The organism is Colwellia sp. BRX10-1 (genome assembly GCF_014077545.1).
Taxonomy (GTDB): Bacteria; Pseudomonadota; Gammaproteobacteria; order Enterobacterales; family Alteromonadaceae; genus Colwellia_A.
On sequence record NZ_JACGWC010000001.1, the window covers coordinates 467,679 to 481,738 of the forward strand.

General features: G+C 37.9%; 14 protein-coding genes. 8 read left to right on the forward strand and 6 right to left on the reverse strand.

Going from position 1 to position 14,060, the window contains the following annotated elements; translation table 11 throughout:
• Positions 1–24 precede the first annotated feature (24 nt).
• Both cutA and H4J75_RS02115 read left to right on the forward strand, forming a co-directional pair.
• Positions 25–336, forward strand: a complete 312-nt coding sequence (gene cutA / locus H4J75_RS02110) for a divalent-cation tolerance protein CutA (RefSeq protein ID WP_182214650.1) — start codon at positions 25–27, stop codon at positions 334–336.
• A 5-nt stretch (positions 337–341) separates the two neighbouring features.
• Positions 342–2,168, forward strand: coding sequence for a protein-disulfide reductase DsbD (locus H4J75_RS02115; RefSeq protein ID WP_182221198.1), 1,827 nt, complete (start codon positions 342–344; stop codon positions 2,166–2,168).
• Between the two features lie 42 nt (positions 2,169–2,210).
• On the opposite strand, the gene H4J75_RS02120 is transcribed toward H4J75_RS02115, so the two are convergent.
• The 3 genes from H4J75_RS02120 to H4J75_RS02130 are packed head-to-tail and all read right to left on the reverse strand — an operon-like array spanning position 2,211 to position 6,271.
• The gene (locus H4J75_RS02120) at positions 2,211–4,673 is read right to left on the reverse strand and encodes a bifunctional diguanylate cyclase/phosphodiesterase (protein ID WP_182221199.1); all 2,463 of its coding nucleotides are present in this window, start codon (positions 4,671–4,673) and stop codon (positions 2,211–2,213) included.
• 13 nt (positions 4,674–4,686) lie between these two features.
• A complete protein-coding gene (locus H4J75_RS02125) occupies positions 4,687–5,871 on the reverse strand; it encodes a hypothetical protein (protein WP_182221200.1) in 1,185 nt (394 codons plus the stop codon).
• A gap of 1 nt (position 5,872) precedes the next feature.
• Positions 5,873–6,271 carry a hypothetical protein gene (locus H4J75_RS02130; protein WP_182221201.1) on the reverse strand — a complete coding sequence of 133 codons (399 nt, stop codon included), beginning with the start codon at positions 6,269–6,271 and terminating at the stop codon, positions 5,873–5,875.
• Positions 6,272–6,689: 418 nt separating this feature from the next.
• Between H4J75_RS02130 and aroQ the strand changes: the two genes are divergently transcribed.
• The 5 genes from aroQ to H4J75_RS02155 all read left to right on the forward strand — a co-directional run bounded on the left by aroQ (position 6,690) and on the right by H4J75_RS02155 (position 9,561).
• Positions 6,690–7,145, forward strand: coding sequence for a type II 3-dehydroquinate dehydratase (aroQ, locus tag H4J75_RS02135; RefSeq protein ID WP_182214659.1), 456 nt, complete (start codon positions 6,690–6,692; stop codon positions 7,143–7,145).
• Positions 7,146–7,224: 79 nt separating this feature from the next.
• Positions 7,225–7,662: an acetyl-CoA carboxylase biotin carboxyl carrier protein gene (gene accB / locus H4J75_RS02140; RefSeq protein ID WP_182214661.1), complete on the forward strand. Its 438-nt coding sequence runs from the start codon at positions 7,225–7,227 to the stop codon at positions 7,660–7,662.
• Between the two features lie 31 nt (positions 7,663–7,693).
• Positions 7,694–9,040 (forward strand): acetyl-CoA carboxylase biotin carboxylase subunit, encoded by a 1,347-nt coding sequence (gene accC, locus H4J75_RS02145; RefSeq protein WP_070374912.1) that lies wholly within the window; start codon positions 7,694–7,696, stop codon positions 9,038–9,040.
• Positions 9,041–9,177: 137 nt separating this feature from the next.
• The gene (locus tag H4J75_RS02150) at positions 9,178–9,375 is read left to right on the forward strand and encodes an oxidoreductase-like domain-containing protein (protein ID WP_182214663.1); all 198 of its coding nucleotides are present in this window, start codon (positions 9,178–9,180) and stop codon (positions 9,373–9,375) included.
• A gap of 30 nt (positions 9,376–9,405) precedes the next feature.
• Positions 9,406–9,561, forward strand: a complete 156-nt coding sequence (locus tag H4J75_RS02155; RefSeq protein WP_182176418.1) for an oxidoreductase-like domain-containing protein — start codon at positions 9,406–9,408, stop codon at positions 9,559–9,561.
• 2 nt (positions 9,562–9,563) lie between these two features.
• Here H4J75_RS02155 and elbB read toward each other — a convergent pair whose 3' ends face one another.
• Genes elbB through H4J75_RS02170 form a run of 3 tightly spaced genes read right to left on the reverse strand, consistent with a single transcriptional unit; the run spans position 9,564 to position 12,866 of the window.
• Positions 9,564–10,217, reverse strand: a complete 654-nt coding sequence (gene elbB / locus H4J75_RS02160; RefSeq protein WP_182221202.1) for an isoprenoid biosynthesis glyoxalase ElbB — start codon at positions 10,215–10,217, stop codon at positions 9,564–9,566.
• Between the two features lies 1 nt (position 10,218).
• A complete protein-coding gene (locus H4J75_RS02165; RefSeq protein WP_182221203.1) occupies positions 10,219–11,421 on the reverse strand; it encodes a multidrug effflux MFS transporter in 1,203 nt (400 codons plus the stop codon).
• Positions 11,418–12,866, reverse strand: a complete 1,449-nt coding sequence (locus tag H4J75_RS02170) for a PLP-dependent aminotransferase family protein (RefSeq protein ID WP_182221204.1) — start codon at positions 12,864–12,866, stop codon at positions 11,418–11,420. Before H4J75_RS02170 ends, H4J75_RS02165 begins: the two co-directional genes overlap by 4 nt.
• 197 nt (positions 12,867–13,063) lie before the next feature.
• Here H4J75_RS02170 and H4J75_RS02175 point away from each other — a divergent pair, with 197 nt between their 5' ends.
• Positions 13,064–13,960 carry a DMT family transporter gene (locus H4J75_RS02175; protein ID WP_182214669.1) on the forward strand — a complete coding sequence of 299 codons (897 nt, stop codon included), beginning with the start codon at positions 13,064–13,066 and terminating at the stop codon, positions 13,958–13,960.
• Positions 13,961–14,060: the final 100 nt, after the last annotated feature.

Consider the following 14,060-nt stretch of genomic DNA (forward strand, 5'->3'; position numbering starts at 1 on the left):
GTTTTTGTTAAGGAAAATACGTTAATGTTTCAATTAATAATGTGCACTTGTCCTGATATTAGCAATGCGAAATTGATTGCAAAACACTTAATACAAGAGAAACTGGCCGCTTGTGTCAATATTATTCCTAACGTTATCTCTGTTTATCGCTGGCAAGATAATATTGAATGTGATGAAGAAATACAGTTAATGATAAAAACACAAACCAATAAGTTTAACGATGTAGCTAGTGAAATTAAACGCTTACATCGTTATGATACCCCTGAAATTATCGCCATGAACATCCAGCAAGGCGACGATAGTTATTTAAACTGGATCACTGAGTCTTTAAAATAGTTGTTATGAAAAAAATTGTCTTACTTTTTTGGTTAGTTTTAACCAGTATTTTTTTACAAGTACCCAATGCTCAAGCTCAAGATTCAATTTTTGATACTTCGTCCGCTTCGTTATTCAGTAACGATGATGAGTTTCTTAGTGTCGAAGAAGCCTTTGAATTTAATTTTCACCAGAAGGATGATCAATTATCTGTTTCCTTTACCATAGCTGAGGGCTATTACTTATATCGTCACCAGTTTAAGTTCAGTGTTGAAAACGCAGAAATAATCCCTGTCGAACTGCCTAAAGGTGAAGACCATGAAGATGAATTTTTTGGTGTTCAGCAAATATTTACCGAACAGCTTAACTTCACTATTAAGCTTGTTAACGCTGATAGTAATGCCAGCATTAAAATACGCTATCAAGGGTGCGCAGCAAAAGGCTTATGCTACCCTCCTAAAAGTAAAGTTGTAGCACTATCAAAAGTGAATAATGAAGAAGCCATTAACACCAACAATGTTTTGGCGGCGATATCACCTGATAATGAAACGGGCAATACATCTATTGCCGCTGAAAATGCCAGCGAACAACATCAATTAGCCGATATGCTCAAAGGTGATAATATTTGGCTAACTCTACTCGCTTTTTTTGTTGGAGGCTTACTGCTTTCATTTACGCCTTGTGTATTTCCTATGTACCCTATTTTGACCGGTATTATCGTTGGGCAAGGCGATAAATTATCAACGTCAAAAGCCTTTCGTTTATCGTTTGCTTATGTACAAGGCATGGCAATAACTTATACCTTACTGGGCATTGTTGTTGCACTCGCCGGCGCTCAGTTCCAAGCAATGTTTCAACATCCTGCCGTTTTAATTGTGTTAAGTGTTTTATTCATCTTTTTAGCGCTTTCTATGTTTGGAGTTTTTAATCTTGCCTTGCCAAGTAGCTGGCAAAATAAATTGAATAACATCAGTAATAGCCAAAAAGGAGGCTCATACTTCGGTGTTGTTGTTATGGGTGCTATTTCTGGTTTAGTGGCGTCTCCATGTACTACCGCTCCTTTAACAGGTGCTCTGCTATACATTTCACAATCGGGTGATATTTGGTTAGGCGCATCAGCGCTCTACGCATTAAGTTTAGGTATGGGTGTGCCATTACTTGTTTTGGGTAGTTCTGGTGGTAAATTATTACCAAAAGCAGGTACATGGATGACGGTAATTAAAAATGTATTTGGCTTATTACTACTCGCTGTTCCGATATTTTTAATGGAAAGGTTTTTACCTTCAGTGGTAACACAAGCCATGTGGGCAATATTGGTCTTATCAAGCGCAGGTTATTTTTATACCGTCAATCAACAGACCCAGAATAACTTTTGGTTTGGTGTTAGAAGTGTGGTGATATTTGTAATGATATTTTTTGGCGCCAACCAAGCTTTTCAACTGATAAGTCCTAGCCAAAGTGTTGCTACAAGTAATCAAGAAGCTCCACAACAACACTTTACTAAAGTAGCAACATTACCAGAGTTGTTAGCAGCAGTGGATAACGCTAATGCACAAGGGAAGACTGTAATGGTCGATTTGTATGCAGACTGGTGTATCGCCTGTAAAGAGTTTGAAGAATACACCTTTAATGCCCCGCAAGTACAAAAAGTGCTGAGTAACACGGTATGGTTACAAATTGATATGACTGACTTCGATTCGACTGACAATGCTGAGTTTGCGGAAAAGTATCAAGTACTTGGCTTACCGAGTATTCTCTTCTTTGACCAACAAGGTAAAGAATTAACTCAGCAGCGCGTAACGGGGTTTATGGGCGCAGAAGAATTTACTGAACATCTACAAAAAATCCTTTAACCTTTAACAAACAAGCACACTTTAACTCGCAGAACTCGCGGGTTAAAGTGCTGATACTTTCCAATAACCATTAACAATTTTTGTATCAAGAAATTCCATTAGTTTGGTTTCAGGAATAGGTTTAGAAAAGTAATATCCTTGAATAATATCACAATCGTTTTCTGTTAAACTGCGTAACTGCGCACTCGTTTCAACACCTTCTGCGATAACCTGCAAACCTAAGTTCTTCACCATAGCAATGGTTGACATAATAATTTGATAATCAGCTCGATTTTCTAACATGCCAAATACAAAGCTTTTATCTATTTTAATAACGTCGACTGGCATTTTTTTCAAATAAGCTAATGACGAATAACCGGTACCAAAATCATCAATGGCAAAACTAAACCCTACATCTCTCAAGCCATTCATCATTTCAATTGCACTATCAATATTTTTTACTAAGGTTTGCTCAGTCAGCTCTAGTTCGAAGTGACTTGCCTCAAGTGAGAACTCAGTAAGTAAATCGGTTAAATAAGGGGTTAGATGAGGATCGGCAAATTGACCTGCTGACAGATTTATCGCAATACGGACATCAGTTAAGCCCTTATCAATAAAAGTTTGGCAAAGTTCAAAACAGCGTCTGATCACCCAATAACCCAGTTCAACCATGTGCTGAGAATTTTCAAGGAGAGGAATAAAATCTTCCGGCGAAACCATGCCTCGTTCAGGATGCTGCCATCGAAGTAACGCTTCAAAGCCGTATAGTTTTTTTGTTTTTGCATCTAACTGAGGTTGTAAACTTAAGCTAAATTGATTTTTAGCTAAAGCCTGTCTAACTTCACTTTCCATCATCACCCGAAGGGCAACTTTTTTATACATCTCTTCATGGTAAATATGATATTTGGCGCCACCATCATCTTTAGCTTCATACATAGCGATATCGGCATAACTGATCAGATCTTCTGACTTAGTCATTTCTTCAGGAGCAAAGGCTATTCCAATACTGGTACTTACATAAAAAAGGCTATTTTGTATTTTAATTGGTTCTTTAAATGCTTCTAAAATTTCTTGTGCGACAAGCACTGCATCATTTTCATTATCGATATGACCAAGTACCACAACAAATTCATCACCACCAAATCGACAAGCCATATCAACTCTCCGAATACTGGAGCGCAAACGATTAGCCGCTTGAATTAACAACTTGTCGCCATCAGTATGACCATGACTATCATTTACTTTCTTAAAATCATCGAGATCTAAAAATAAAACGGCAATTTGTCCGTCACTGCGTGACACATTGAGAAACGCTTTACGCAGTTGATAGTTAAGCATATTGCGGTTAGGCAATCCCGTTAACAAATCATACATGGCAATATTTTCGAGCTCTTTCGTTTTTTGTTCAATTTCAATATTTAACTGTTCAAGTTCAAAACTTAACTCGGTGGCTGCATTGGCTAAAATATCTAGTTCATCAATATATTTACCATTTCTTTGTAGGTCTGTTTGACGAAACCGATCAAATTCTTTTTTCGCCAATAGAGGTAAAACATCTGACAAGACTAGTAAGCGACGAGTAAAGGGGCTAGCAACAAAATGAACAACAATCACTAAAGCAATAAGCACAACTAAGGTAAAAATTAAAAATTGCCAACGATTTTGCTGATACTTATCTGTAAAAATAGTGGCGTCATCAATCAGTGCCAGGTAATAAAAATCATCACGGGTATTTGCGATGGGAATTAAGTTAATCAGATAACTGCTATCGTTGGCTGTAGCTTTTATACCTTGAAAATTAATCATCTCGCTGTTGACAATTTCTTGGTTCGACATAAATAATTCACTGACTAGTTGAGTATTTGTTGAAGAGATAAATTTAGCGTCAGCAAGTATAATAGCCTCTTCGTTACCTGTTATTGATACAAGCTTGTCTACACGAGAAAAACTTACAACAGCCAACTCATTATCAAGCGCTTGATTTATGTAATAAATCATATCAACAAGTGAAACTGTCATCGCAACAATCGCCATATCACCCTTACCGTTTAACACCGGTATGGTGATCAACTGAACACATTGACCCTCACAGTACAAAGTGTGTTCTGGTTGCTGATGTTTTAGTACATTTTCAATACTCAGCTGAACAAATTTAGGAATAGCATTAGAAAGGTATAACTCTTCATTATTTGCTGAAACTAACCATACATTTTCAACATTTTGATTCATTTGCAGGGTATCAAACTGCGCGGCAAACTCTTGTGCTAAAACGTCAAAATCAGCCTGTTCTTTTAACCGCACAATATCTGAAAACGACTCTAGCCACGTTAGTATCTTTTGACGTAATACGTTATTTTGCACAGAAAATTGTGCCTGGCCTTTACGTAAAGTATCACTTTGATATTGGGTGAATTCTTGATTTAACCTTGATAAAGACAAGTAAGAAAAAATAGACGTTAGGAGCAGTAACGCCCCAATAACTAGCACTAATAATTTAACAGGAACGCTAACAAATCTTTTTCTCATCAAGTTAGCCCCACTAGAACCAGTACATTAGTTGTAAGGCCCACATTTTCCAATGCTCACTGTTCGCCTCTGGGTTGGGTAACACAATAGGATTAACGCGCGCAGCGCCTTTTACCCAATGGTACTCTGCATTGATTCGTAAATTATCAGAAAAATCGTATGAAAACCCTAGCATTTTATCGTGCTGATAAGCAAAATAATAAGGTATGGTGCCAAAACTTTGTTGTTGTAATTGACGGCCTTTTTTATCATCCTTATTTGCATAGAAATTTTCAAAACGACTAATAAATTTCAATCGTTGATTTACCTTGTAAACCGCTTGAACATAACCACCTTGACCAATATTGACTTGGTTAAACTGAGCAGCATAAAAACCTTCCGTTAAAAACCTTGTTTGTAAAATTTCACTGGTAAACTCCCAGTGTTCACCTTCATATATAGCATTCACCGTATAAAACTGAAAAACAAATCGTCCATCAACAAAAAAATCAGGACTCTCATTTTTATAGTTAAATTCTGAATCCAATAAGGTTAGACCAAAGCGCCATTGTGAAAATACTGGCCGCCAATAAACACTCGCCTGCGTATCAAGCTCATGCTCGATATCTCCCTGTGCTAACTTACTGAGAATGACTTCTGAATCATCACTATCAATCGGACTTTTACCACGACTAAAATTGAAATCAAATTCGCCATATTTATCATTATTGTACGTCAATTTTAATGCAGCACCATCGCCACCAACAGCGATGTCACGAAAGCCATCAAAATAAGTCCCTTGCGGTAACAAAATTGAGGGCCGTGCAAAAGGAATATCACGGGTACTTGAATGTAACCAATGGGCATTTTTAAAACGACCAACAAATAAATTGGCTTGCCACTGCTCTGAACTATAAGCGCTCCAATCCATTAAGAAGTAATCAACACGCAAACCTTCTTTGTAGCGATTGCCCCCGTTTAAATAAACAGCTTGTGCCGCAAAGCGATAATCGTCAGATAATTGATACGAGGTATTAAGTCCTATTTCTGTTAACTTTAACGATATTTCGCCGTTATCATTAACGAAGTTGCTATTGTCGACGTCAATAACGCCTTGCGCAACAAAGCCATGTATTTTTAACGGATCTGCCGAATGCCCTTCCTGTGCGTGCGCATTAAGCGCAAGTAATGCTGATAAGCACATTACTTTATAATTCATTTTATTGATCGATTTTAAGCAGATTGACATCACTTACCTCATTAATATTTTCAATGTAACCAATGGCACCTGTGGTTGATTTAACGGCTTCAATTAGCTCCTCTTCACTTAACACCACAGTTGGTGCAATACCCATACCTGAGAAAGTCAACTTGTCCCATATGCGGTCAAGTTGATATGGAAATAAGCGTAAGGTGTCTTTACAAAATTTTTGATGGGTGGGATTAGTACTTGATAAAACAAAAATAGTTATTGGTAGGCCATTGGCCCATTTAGTTTGACGCATTGAATATATACGACGCAACTGAGTGGTTGTTATTGACACAGTATCAGCAGTGATATTGGTAATAACTTCGACCGCATGAGTTGCCGGACTGCCAATTAATATGACAAGAACCATTAATCTGATTAGAATTTGGCTGATAACTAAATCCTTGTTAATGAGAAATAAAGAGCTCTTTGTGTATCTAACAAAGTGCTCCGTAGCCACTAGTAGTAACCGAGTAAAGGAGACCACGCAACCCACTGCTATATGTTAACCTGTATATAAAAACCGCTAAACCAATGAATTGATTACTAAATATAGATAATAATATTGTAGTAAATTTTTCCTAAAATACAAAACTTTATTGTCAACTTATTGATAAAAAGTTAACAACAACAGATCAGACCAGTATTTTGCTGCTATATTCTGCGAAAACACTATAATAATCGCTTAACAGCAGAAATGCTCGATTTTGTTATTAGCTGTTCCATCACTCTAGCTTTTATGTGATGATATTTGTAATATTTGCTATTTAATAGGTTTTTCTCAGAAAATGACTACAAAGTTTAAAGTTTTAGTGATAAATGGCCCTAACTTAAATATGTTAGGGAAACGCGAGCCTGAAATTTATGGCGCGCAATCATTAACCGATATTATTGACGATTTAACATTGCAAGCTATACCACTGAGAATTGAATTAAGTCATTTGCAATCAAATGCTGAACACCTACTAATAGAAAAAATACATCAAGCTCATAATGAAATAGACTTTATTGTCATTAATCCTGCCGCATTTACCCATACTAGTATAGCGATACGTGACGCACTCCTTTCTGTGGACATTCCATATATTGAAGTTCATCTTTCAAATGTCCATGCTAGAGAGTCGTTTAGACATCATTCGTATCTATCAGACAAAGCTATTGGTGTTATTTGCGGCTTAGGTGCCGATGGTTATAAATATGCGTTAGCGTCGGCTTATACTTGGTTGACTGACCATAAAAGTTAATGAAAAAACAACAGAGAGTGGCTTAACTTTAGCGGCTCTATTTACAACATAAATTACACATTGATAAAAAGGTATTCAAATGGATATTCGTAAAATAAAAAAATTAATTGAATTAGTACAAGAATCAGGGATTAACGAATTAGAAATTTCTGAAGGTGAAGAATCAGTACGTATTTGTCGTGGCGGTACTATGGTACAAGCTGCTCCAATGATGCACTCTGCTCCTGCTGCTGCACCTATTGCCGCACCTGTAGTCACTGAAACGGCACCTGCTGTTATTTCAGGTCACGTTGTTCGTTCGCCAATGGTTGGTACTTTCTACGCTTCTGCATCACCTGATTCACCTGCATTTGTCGAAGTAGGTAAACATGTCAATGCTGGTGATACTTTATGTATTCTTGAGGCAATGAAAATGATGAACCAAATTGAAGCTGATAAGTCTGGTGTTATAAAAGAAATTCTAGCGGGCAATGAAGACGCGATAGAATTTGACCAGCCGCTATTCATCATTGAATAATCCTATAGATATCAAACAAAAGGATCATTCCATGTTAGATAAAGTTGTTATCGCCAATCGAGGCGAAATTGCACTAAGAATATTACGTGCATGTAAAGAACTCGGTATAAAAACTGTTGCAGTACACTCTACGGCTGACAGAAACTTAAAACATGTTTTATTAGCCGATGAAACTATCTGTATTGGCAAAGCGCCAGCGCCTGACAGCTACCTTAATATTCCTGCCATAATAACGGCAGCTGAAGTCACTAACGCAGTAGCAATACATCCTGGCTATGGTTTTCTAGCTGAGAATGCTGATTTTGCAGAACAGGTTGAAAAGTCAGGCTTTGCCTTTATCGGTCCAAAAGCTGAAAGCATCCGTATTATGGGTGATAAAGTTGCGGCAATTAAAGCAATGAAAATAGCGGGTGTTCCTTGTGTTCCAGGGTCAGATGGCCCGCTTAATGATGATGAAGCGGCCAATAAAGCTCATGCTAAACGTATTGGCTACCCAATTATCGTCAAAGCGGCTGGCGGCGGCGGTGGTCGTGGTATGCGTGTTGTGCGCAGCGAAGAAGATTTAGTCGACGCGATTGCATTAACCAAAAGAGAAGCCGGTACTATTTTCAAAAATGATATGGTTTACATGGAAAAATTCCTTGAAAATCCTCGTCATGTTGAAATTCAAATAATGGCTGATGGTCAAGGTGCTGCAATTCACTTAGGTGAGCGTGATTGTTCTATGCAGCGTCGTCATCAAAAAGTGGTAGAAGAAGCTCCCGCACCAGGTATTACTCCAGAAATGCGCGCCAAAATTGGTGAGCGTTGTTGTAAAGCTTGTATTGATATTAATTATCGTGGCGCCGGCACTTTTGAATTTTTATACGAAAACGGTGAATTCTACTTTATTGAAATGAATACCCGTATTCAAGTTGAGCATCCAGTTACTGAAATGATCACCGGTGTTGATTTGATCAAAGAGCAATTACGTGTTGCTGCTGGTCAACCATTATCTTATACCCAAGATGATATTAAAATCGCTGGCCATTCAATTGAATGTCGTATCAATGCTGAAGACCCTCGTACTTTTGTTCCTTCACCGGGCAAAATCACTCGTTTCCATCCTCCAGGAGGATTGGGTGTTCGTTGGGATTCTCATATCTACGCTGAGTATACGGTACCGCCAAATTATGACTCTATGATCGGCAAACTGATCACTTGGGGTGATAACAGAGATGTTGCAATCGCACGTATGCGCAATGCCTTAGCCGAATTAGTGATTGATGGTATTAAAACCAACATTGCCTTACATCAAAATATTTTAAATGATAAAGGTTTTGTTAATGGCGGTGCCAACATCCATTATCTAGAAAAGAAATTAGCTGAAGCTGAATAAGTTTCTACAAATTTAACAATCAAGCCCTGCATCGCAGGGCTTTTTTATATCAGGGATAACAGTATTAAACGTTTACATAAAAATGAAATTCCTACCCCCAAATAGCAATGATGTCGTGTTACCATAGATAACAATATATGGCTTATACTTTACTCATTGAATTTAAAAATATGACTGAATTACTTGAAAAACCTTTACCACCTGCCGATGGTGAATGTTGTGACAGCGCATGTACACCATGTGTTTGGGACAATTTCTATGCAAAGCGTAAAGAATGGCGCCTGCAACAAGTCGCACTAAAAGAAAAACAAGCCCAAGACAACGAGTCAAATTAAGACTAAGCGACTTTCTAAGCGATACTGTGTATGACTGAATTACTTAAAGAACCTTCCCTTCCCGCCGACGATGACTGTTGCGGCGGCGGCGCTTGTTGTCCTTGTGTATGGGACCACTACTATAGCGAATACGAAAAGTGGCGTTTACAACAAGTCGAATTACAAACTGATGCCAAAGCTGAGTAATATTAGCTGAGTAAAATCACTTTTTTCACTAATTTGTTAATACCACTGGCTGCCTCAACAAGTGATGTCGCTAACATGTAGGCCGGTGTTGAAACAAGTTTTCGTTTTCCGTCAACAACAATATCGCCCACTTCACAATCAACGTGTGCTAAACCACGCTTTATTAACGACTCTGCGATATCACGGTCTTTACCAATCGTTGCTTGAACATCCTCACCGTAAATAAGGGGGATCATTGACGGAGCAATACACATAAAGCCAAGCGGTTTGTCCGCTTTAATAAAGCGTTGAGCAGCAACAAGTACTTCAGCATTTATTTGATAGTTTTCTGCATCAAGCGCGAAGCCACAGAGATTCTTTGCCGCGCCAAAGCCACCAGGGAAAATTAGCGCATCAAATTCTTCATGATAGAGCTCAGTAATGTCTTCAATGTCACCACGGGCAATGCGCGCAGATTCAACCAAAACATTACGTGTTTCATCTTCACTAACCGCGCCAGTTAAATGGTTAATCACATGATGTTGATTAATGTTTGGTGCAAAACAACGATAGCTTGCTCCTTGCTGTTCAATCGCTAATAACGTTAAAACACTTTCATGTATTTCACTGCCGTCATAAACGCCACAGCCAGATAAAATAATCGCTATTTTTTTCATGTTAATCCTTTATTCCTATATTCTTTGTCATATTAGGTAACTGACATAATAAAACAACTATTATCGAGCACCACATCAATAATGCAAACGGTAAAGCACTACCATCATAAAAATACGCTAATATTGGTCCTGCTAATGCGCCAATGCCAAAGCGAAGAGTACCTATTACCGCACTAGCCGTACCTGATTCCCGGGTAAATTCTTGCATAATAAGTGCATCAGCATTGACCGCTATCATCGATAAACTGCCCATCAACGGCAATACCGCAACTGCCGTGTACATTAATGGTAGCTGCAAAAAGTTTACCACCACCAACAATGAAGAAAAACATAACGCAACGATTAAACCGTAGGTCAACATTTTAAATGACCCTTTACGACTAACTAAGCGGGTATTAATAAAATGGGCGGTCATTAACGCCAAAACATTAACGGCAAATAGTAGGCTAAATTCAAATTCCGAGACCTTAAAAACCGTTAGATAGACAAAAGGGATCGCGGTAATGTAAGCAAAAAAAGCTAATGAAATAACCATAGACGTAAAAATATTTAGTTGTGACTTTTTATTAGATAAGACAATTTTATAGCGTTGCAAAAAACTAACCGGTGCTAAATTTTTCTCACGCTTTACTTCAGGTAAAAATCGATATACTAAGAGTAAAATAATAAAGCTGTAGGCCGCTAAACTTAAAAATATAAGCTGCCAACTATGCAGCAGTAACACTGAGCCAATAGCGGGCGCTATCATAGGCGCTATCATCATAATCATAGATACATAAGAAAACCCTTTGGCGGTATCTTTGCCATATCGCTCTTTTATTGTTCCCGGGACAACAACCGTTGCCGCACTACTAATAAATGCCTGAAAAAATCGTAAGGATAAAAACTGTTCAATACTCGTGACAAACGTTATCGCTATACTCATCACGATAAAACCTGAGATACCGAGCATCACTAATTTTCTTCTGCTGTGTTTATCCGCTTGTGGGCCAAAAAATAACAGACCTAAAGCATAGCCTAGTAAATATATACTCAGGCTATTTTGTACCATTGGCATATCAGTTGACAAATGCTCCGCCAGTATTGGCATTGCCGGCAAATACATGTCGATTGCCAATGGTGAGATAGCAATAATGGCTGCTAATAAGGGTAATAATAATTTTAGTGAAAGCTCTGTTTGTTCACTAACTTTTAGGTTTCTCATGATTTTTCCGGATAGTCGTAAACAAGTTTGCCAAGGTCAGCAATCGCTTTGTCTATTTTTTCACACCATTTCACCCCATAGCTAATGCGCATAAAATTTTTATATTGCCCGGTTGGGGAAAAAATTTCACCGGGAGCAAAACTCACCCCCTTAGCAATAGCCTGAGTAAAAAATTGGCTAGTATCAACATGAGAACGGCAACGTATCCATAAGACACTGCCACCTTGTGGCTGTGAAATGCAGACTTCTTTTGGAAAATGACTAGCGATTAAGGCGCGCATCCGCTCGCAGTTATAACGTAAGGTTTTTCTTAACACTTGTAAGTGACGATCATATTCACCACTCATCAAATAATCAGTTAATGTCCATTGCTGTAACATTGGTGTTGAGCAAGACTGGGCGCGTTTAATACGTTTTGCTGCTTCTTCATATCTGCCTGGTAATAGCCAACCGACCCGATAACCTGGTGCAGCGGTCTTTGAAAAAGATGAGCACGTTAGCACTAGGCCTTTTTTGGAGTAAAGCTGCGCGGGTACTGGTCTATCTTTGCTGAAATATAAGTCACTGTAAACTTCATCTTCGATAAGTGGAATATCATGTTTTTCTAATAAACTGACCATATTCTGGCGCTGTTGATTAGTCATCATAGAGCCAAGTGGGTTAGAGATAGCGGTAGAAAACAAACACGCTTTTACCGGATGTTGCTCAATAACTTTAGCCAGTTCTTCAACACAAATCCCCTCTTCAGTGCAGGTATAAACTTCCAGAGCTTTCATACCCAAACTTTCAATTAATTCAATCAAACCAAAGAAACACGGTGATTCTACAGCGATAATATCACCACGTTCTGCGACACACTGTAAGGCAATTGATAGTGCTTCTTGGGCACCACTAGTGATAATTATATCGTCATGATTAATGGCTACGCCTTGCTCATGATAACGAAAAGCAAGGTTTAAACGCAGTTTTGGATCACCATTTACCGGTCCGTAACTAACCGCTTTTTCAGCATTCTTACTCAATACCGAACGCATTAATCGTGCTAAGGCTTTATCTGGTGGGTGTGCATTGACCGGGTTAGAAATACCCAATGCGACAGTATCGGGTAAATGAACAGCTTCATAAACTTGTTCTATTATGCTTCGACATGAGATTTCAACGGGCTGACAACTTGCCCATAATGACCGCATAGGTTTTAAGGTTCGTGCTTGCTTAGCTTTTAAATAATAGCCTGATTGTGGCCTTGCAGAAATACTACCCTGACGCTCTAGTTCAATATACGCTTGTTTTACTGTCGGTATACTTATTTCAAATTGTCTACTGAGTTTACGTAGGCTAGGTAGCTTGTCTCCCGCTCTTATTGCACCACTTTTTTCTTGGTCTTCAACAAAGTCAATGACTTGCTGATATAAAAATTCTGAAGAAGATTTATCTAAAAGTCGCATTTTATTTCACCTCAACAAAAACTGTATAGGTTACATTTTATATTTTTTGTATCTGTTACACAACAGAACTATCTATAAACTAGTGTTTTAGAAATAAGTCGACCTTAAGAAATAGTACTTCATATAAGAAATGCTGTTACAGTGATTTAGTCAAAATTAATTGAGAAGATTGCGCTTAAATTTTTCAGGAAAGAATAATGAACAACACACTATTATATGTGATCACCGTACTTATCTGGGGAACAACTTGGATCGCCATTAATTATCAATTAGGTGATGTTCCCGCCGAAGCATCTATTGTTTATCGTTTTGGCTTAGCAGCACTTCTGCTATTTGCTTATTGTCGTTTTAAAAAGCTCTCACTTGCCTTTAACAAAAAACAGCACCTACAATTTTTGTTCTTTGGTTTGATGTTATTTGGCTGTAATTACTATTTTTTATATTCAGCTCAACAGCATATAAATTCTGCGCTTGCCTCAATCGCTTTTTCAATGATTATGTTTTTCAATGTGGTCAATGCCCGCATTTGGTTTAACACTAAAATTACTCAACAAACTTATCTAGGCGCTTTTCTAGGTTTAACCGGCATTGTGGTTTTATTCTGGCCACAAATTAACGATACCGAGTTAGGCGCAGAAACATTACTAGGTTTATCACTTTGCTTCGTTGGAACATTGTTCGCATCAACGGGCAATATGGTCTCAATGAAAAATAAACTTATGAATTTACCTATGATGCAAGCCAATGCTTGGGGCATGTTTTATGGCTCAATATTTATGACTATATTGCTATTAATACAAGGAAAATCATTTAGTTTTTCATATACCTTACCCTATATTAGTTCGCTAATTTACCTATCGGTTTTCGGCTCTATTATTGCATTTGCCAGTTACTTAACACTTTTAAATAACATCGGAGCCCATAAGGCCTCATATGCAAGCGTGATGTTCCCTGCTGTTGCCGTCGTTATCTCAACGATATTTGAAGGTTTTAGCTGGAATATTTATACTGTCATTGGCTTATTAATTATTGTCGCCGGGAATATTGTTGTGTTAACTAAACCAAAAAAGAAAAATATAATAATAACACCATAAAAGCATCCTACTTTTAAATATATTTATGCTAAATCAGCTTGTTAATCCAAAATGACTTTACCAAGTAATTTATAGGTAATAACATAAGCAGCGCATAAAA

What these genes read in the sequence shown, in the direction of transcription:
- cutA (WP_182214650.1), top strand. Translation starts at nt 25, where the DNA reads ATGTTTCAATTAATAATGTGCACTTGTCCTGATATTAGCAATGCGAAA.
- H4J75_RS02115 (WP_182221198.1), top strand. Translation starts at nt 342, where the DNA reads ATGAAAAAAATTGTCTTACTTTTTTGGTTAGTTTTAACCAGTATTTTT.
- H4J75_RS02120 (WP_182221199.1), bottom strand. Translation starts at nt 4,673, where the DNA reads ATGAGAAAAAGATTTGTTAGCGTTCCTGTTAAATTATTAGTGCTAGTT.
- H4J75_RS02125 (WP_182221200.1), bottom strand. Translation starts at nt 5,871, where the DNA reads ATGAATTATAAAGTAATGTGCTTATCAGCATTACTTGCGCTTAATGCG.
- H4J75_RS02130 (WP_182221201.1), bottom strand. Translation starts at nt 6,271, where the DNA reads ATGGTTCTTGTCATATTAATTGGCAGTCCGGCAACTCATGCGGTCGAA.
- aroQ (WP_182214659.1), top strand. Translation starts at nt 6,690, where the DNA reads ATGACTACAAAGTTTAAAGTTTTAGTGATAAATGGCCCTAACTTAAAT.
- accB (WP_182214661.1), top strand. Translation starts at nt 7,225, where the DNA reads ATGGATATTCGTAAAATAAAAAAATTAATTGAATTAGTACAAGAATCA.
- accC (WP_070374912.1), top strand. Translation starts at nt 7,694, where the DNA reads ATGTTAGATAAAGTTGTTATCGCCAATCGAGGCGAAATTGCACTAAGA.
- H4J75_RS02150 (WP_182214663.1), top strand. Translation starts at nt 9,178, where the DNA reads ATGGCTTATACTTTACTCATTGAATTTAAAAATATGACTGAATTACTT.
- H4J75_RS02155 (WP_182176418.1), top strand. Translation starts at nt 9,406, where the DNA reads ATGACTGAATTACTTAAAGAACCTTCCCTTCCCGCCGACGATGACTGT.
- elbB (WP_182221202.1), bottom strand. Translation starts at nt 10,217, where the DNA reads ATGAAAAAAATAGCGATTATTTTATCTGGCTGTGGCGTTTATGACGGC.
- H4J75_RS02165 (WP_182221203.1), bottom strand. Translation starts at nt 11,421, where the DNA reads ATGAGAAACCTAAAAGTTAGTGAACAAACAGAGCTTTCACTAAAATTA.
- H4J75_RS02170 (WP_182221204.1), bottom strand. Translation starts at nt 12,866, where the DNA reads ATGCGACTTTTAGATAAATCTTCTTCAGAATTTTTATATCAGCAAGTC.
- H4J75_RS02175 (WP_182214669.1), top strand. Translation starts at nt 13,064, where the DNA reads ATGAACAACACACTATTATATGTGATCACCGTACTTATCTGGGGAACA.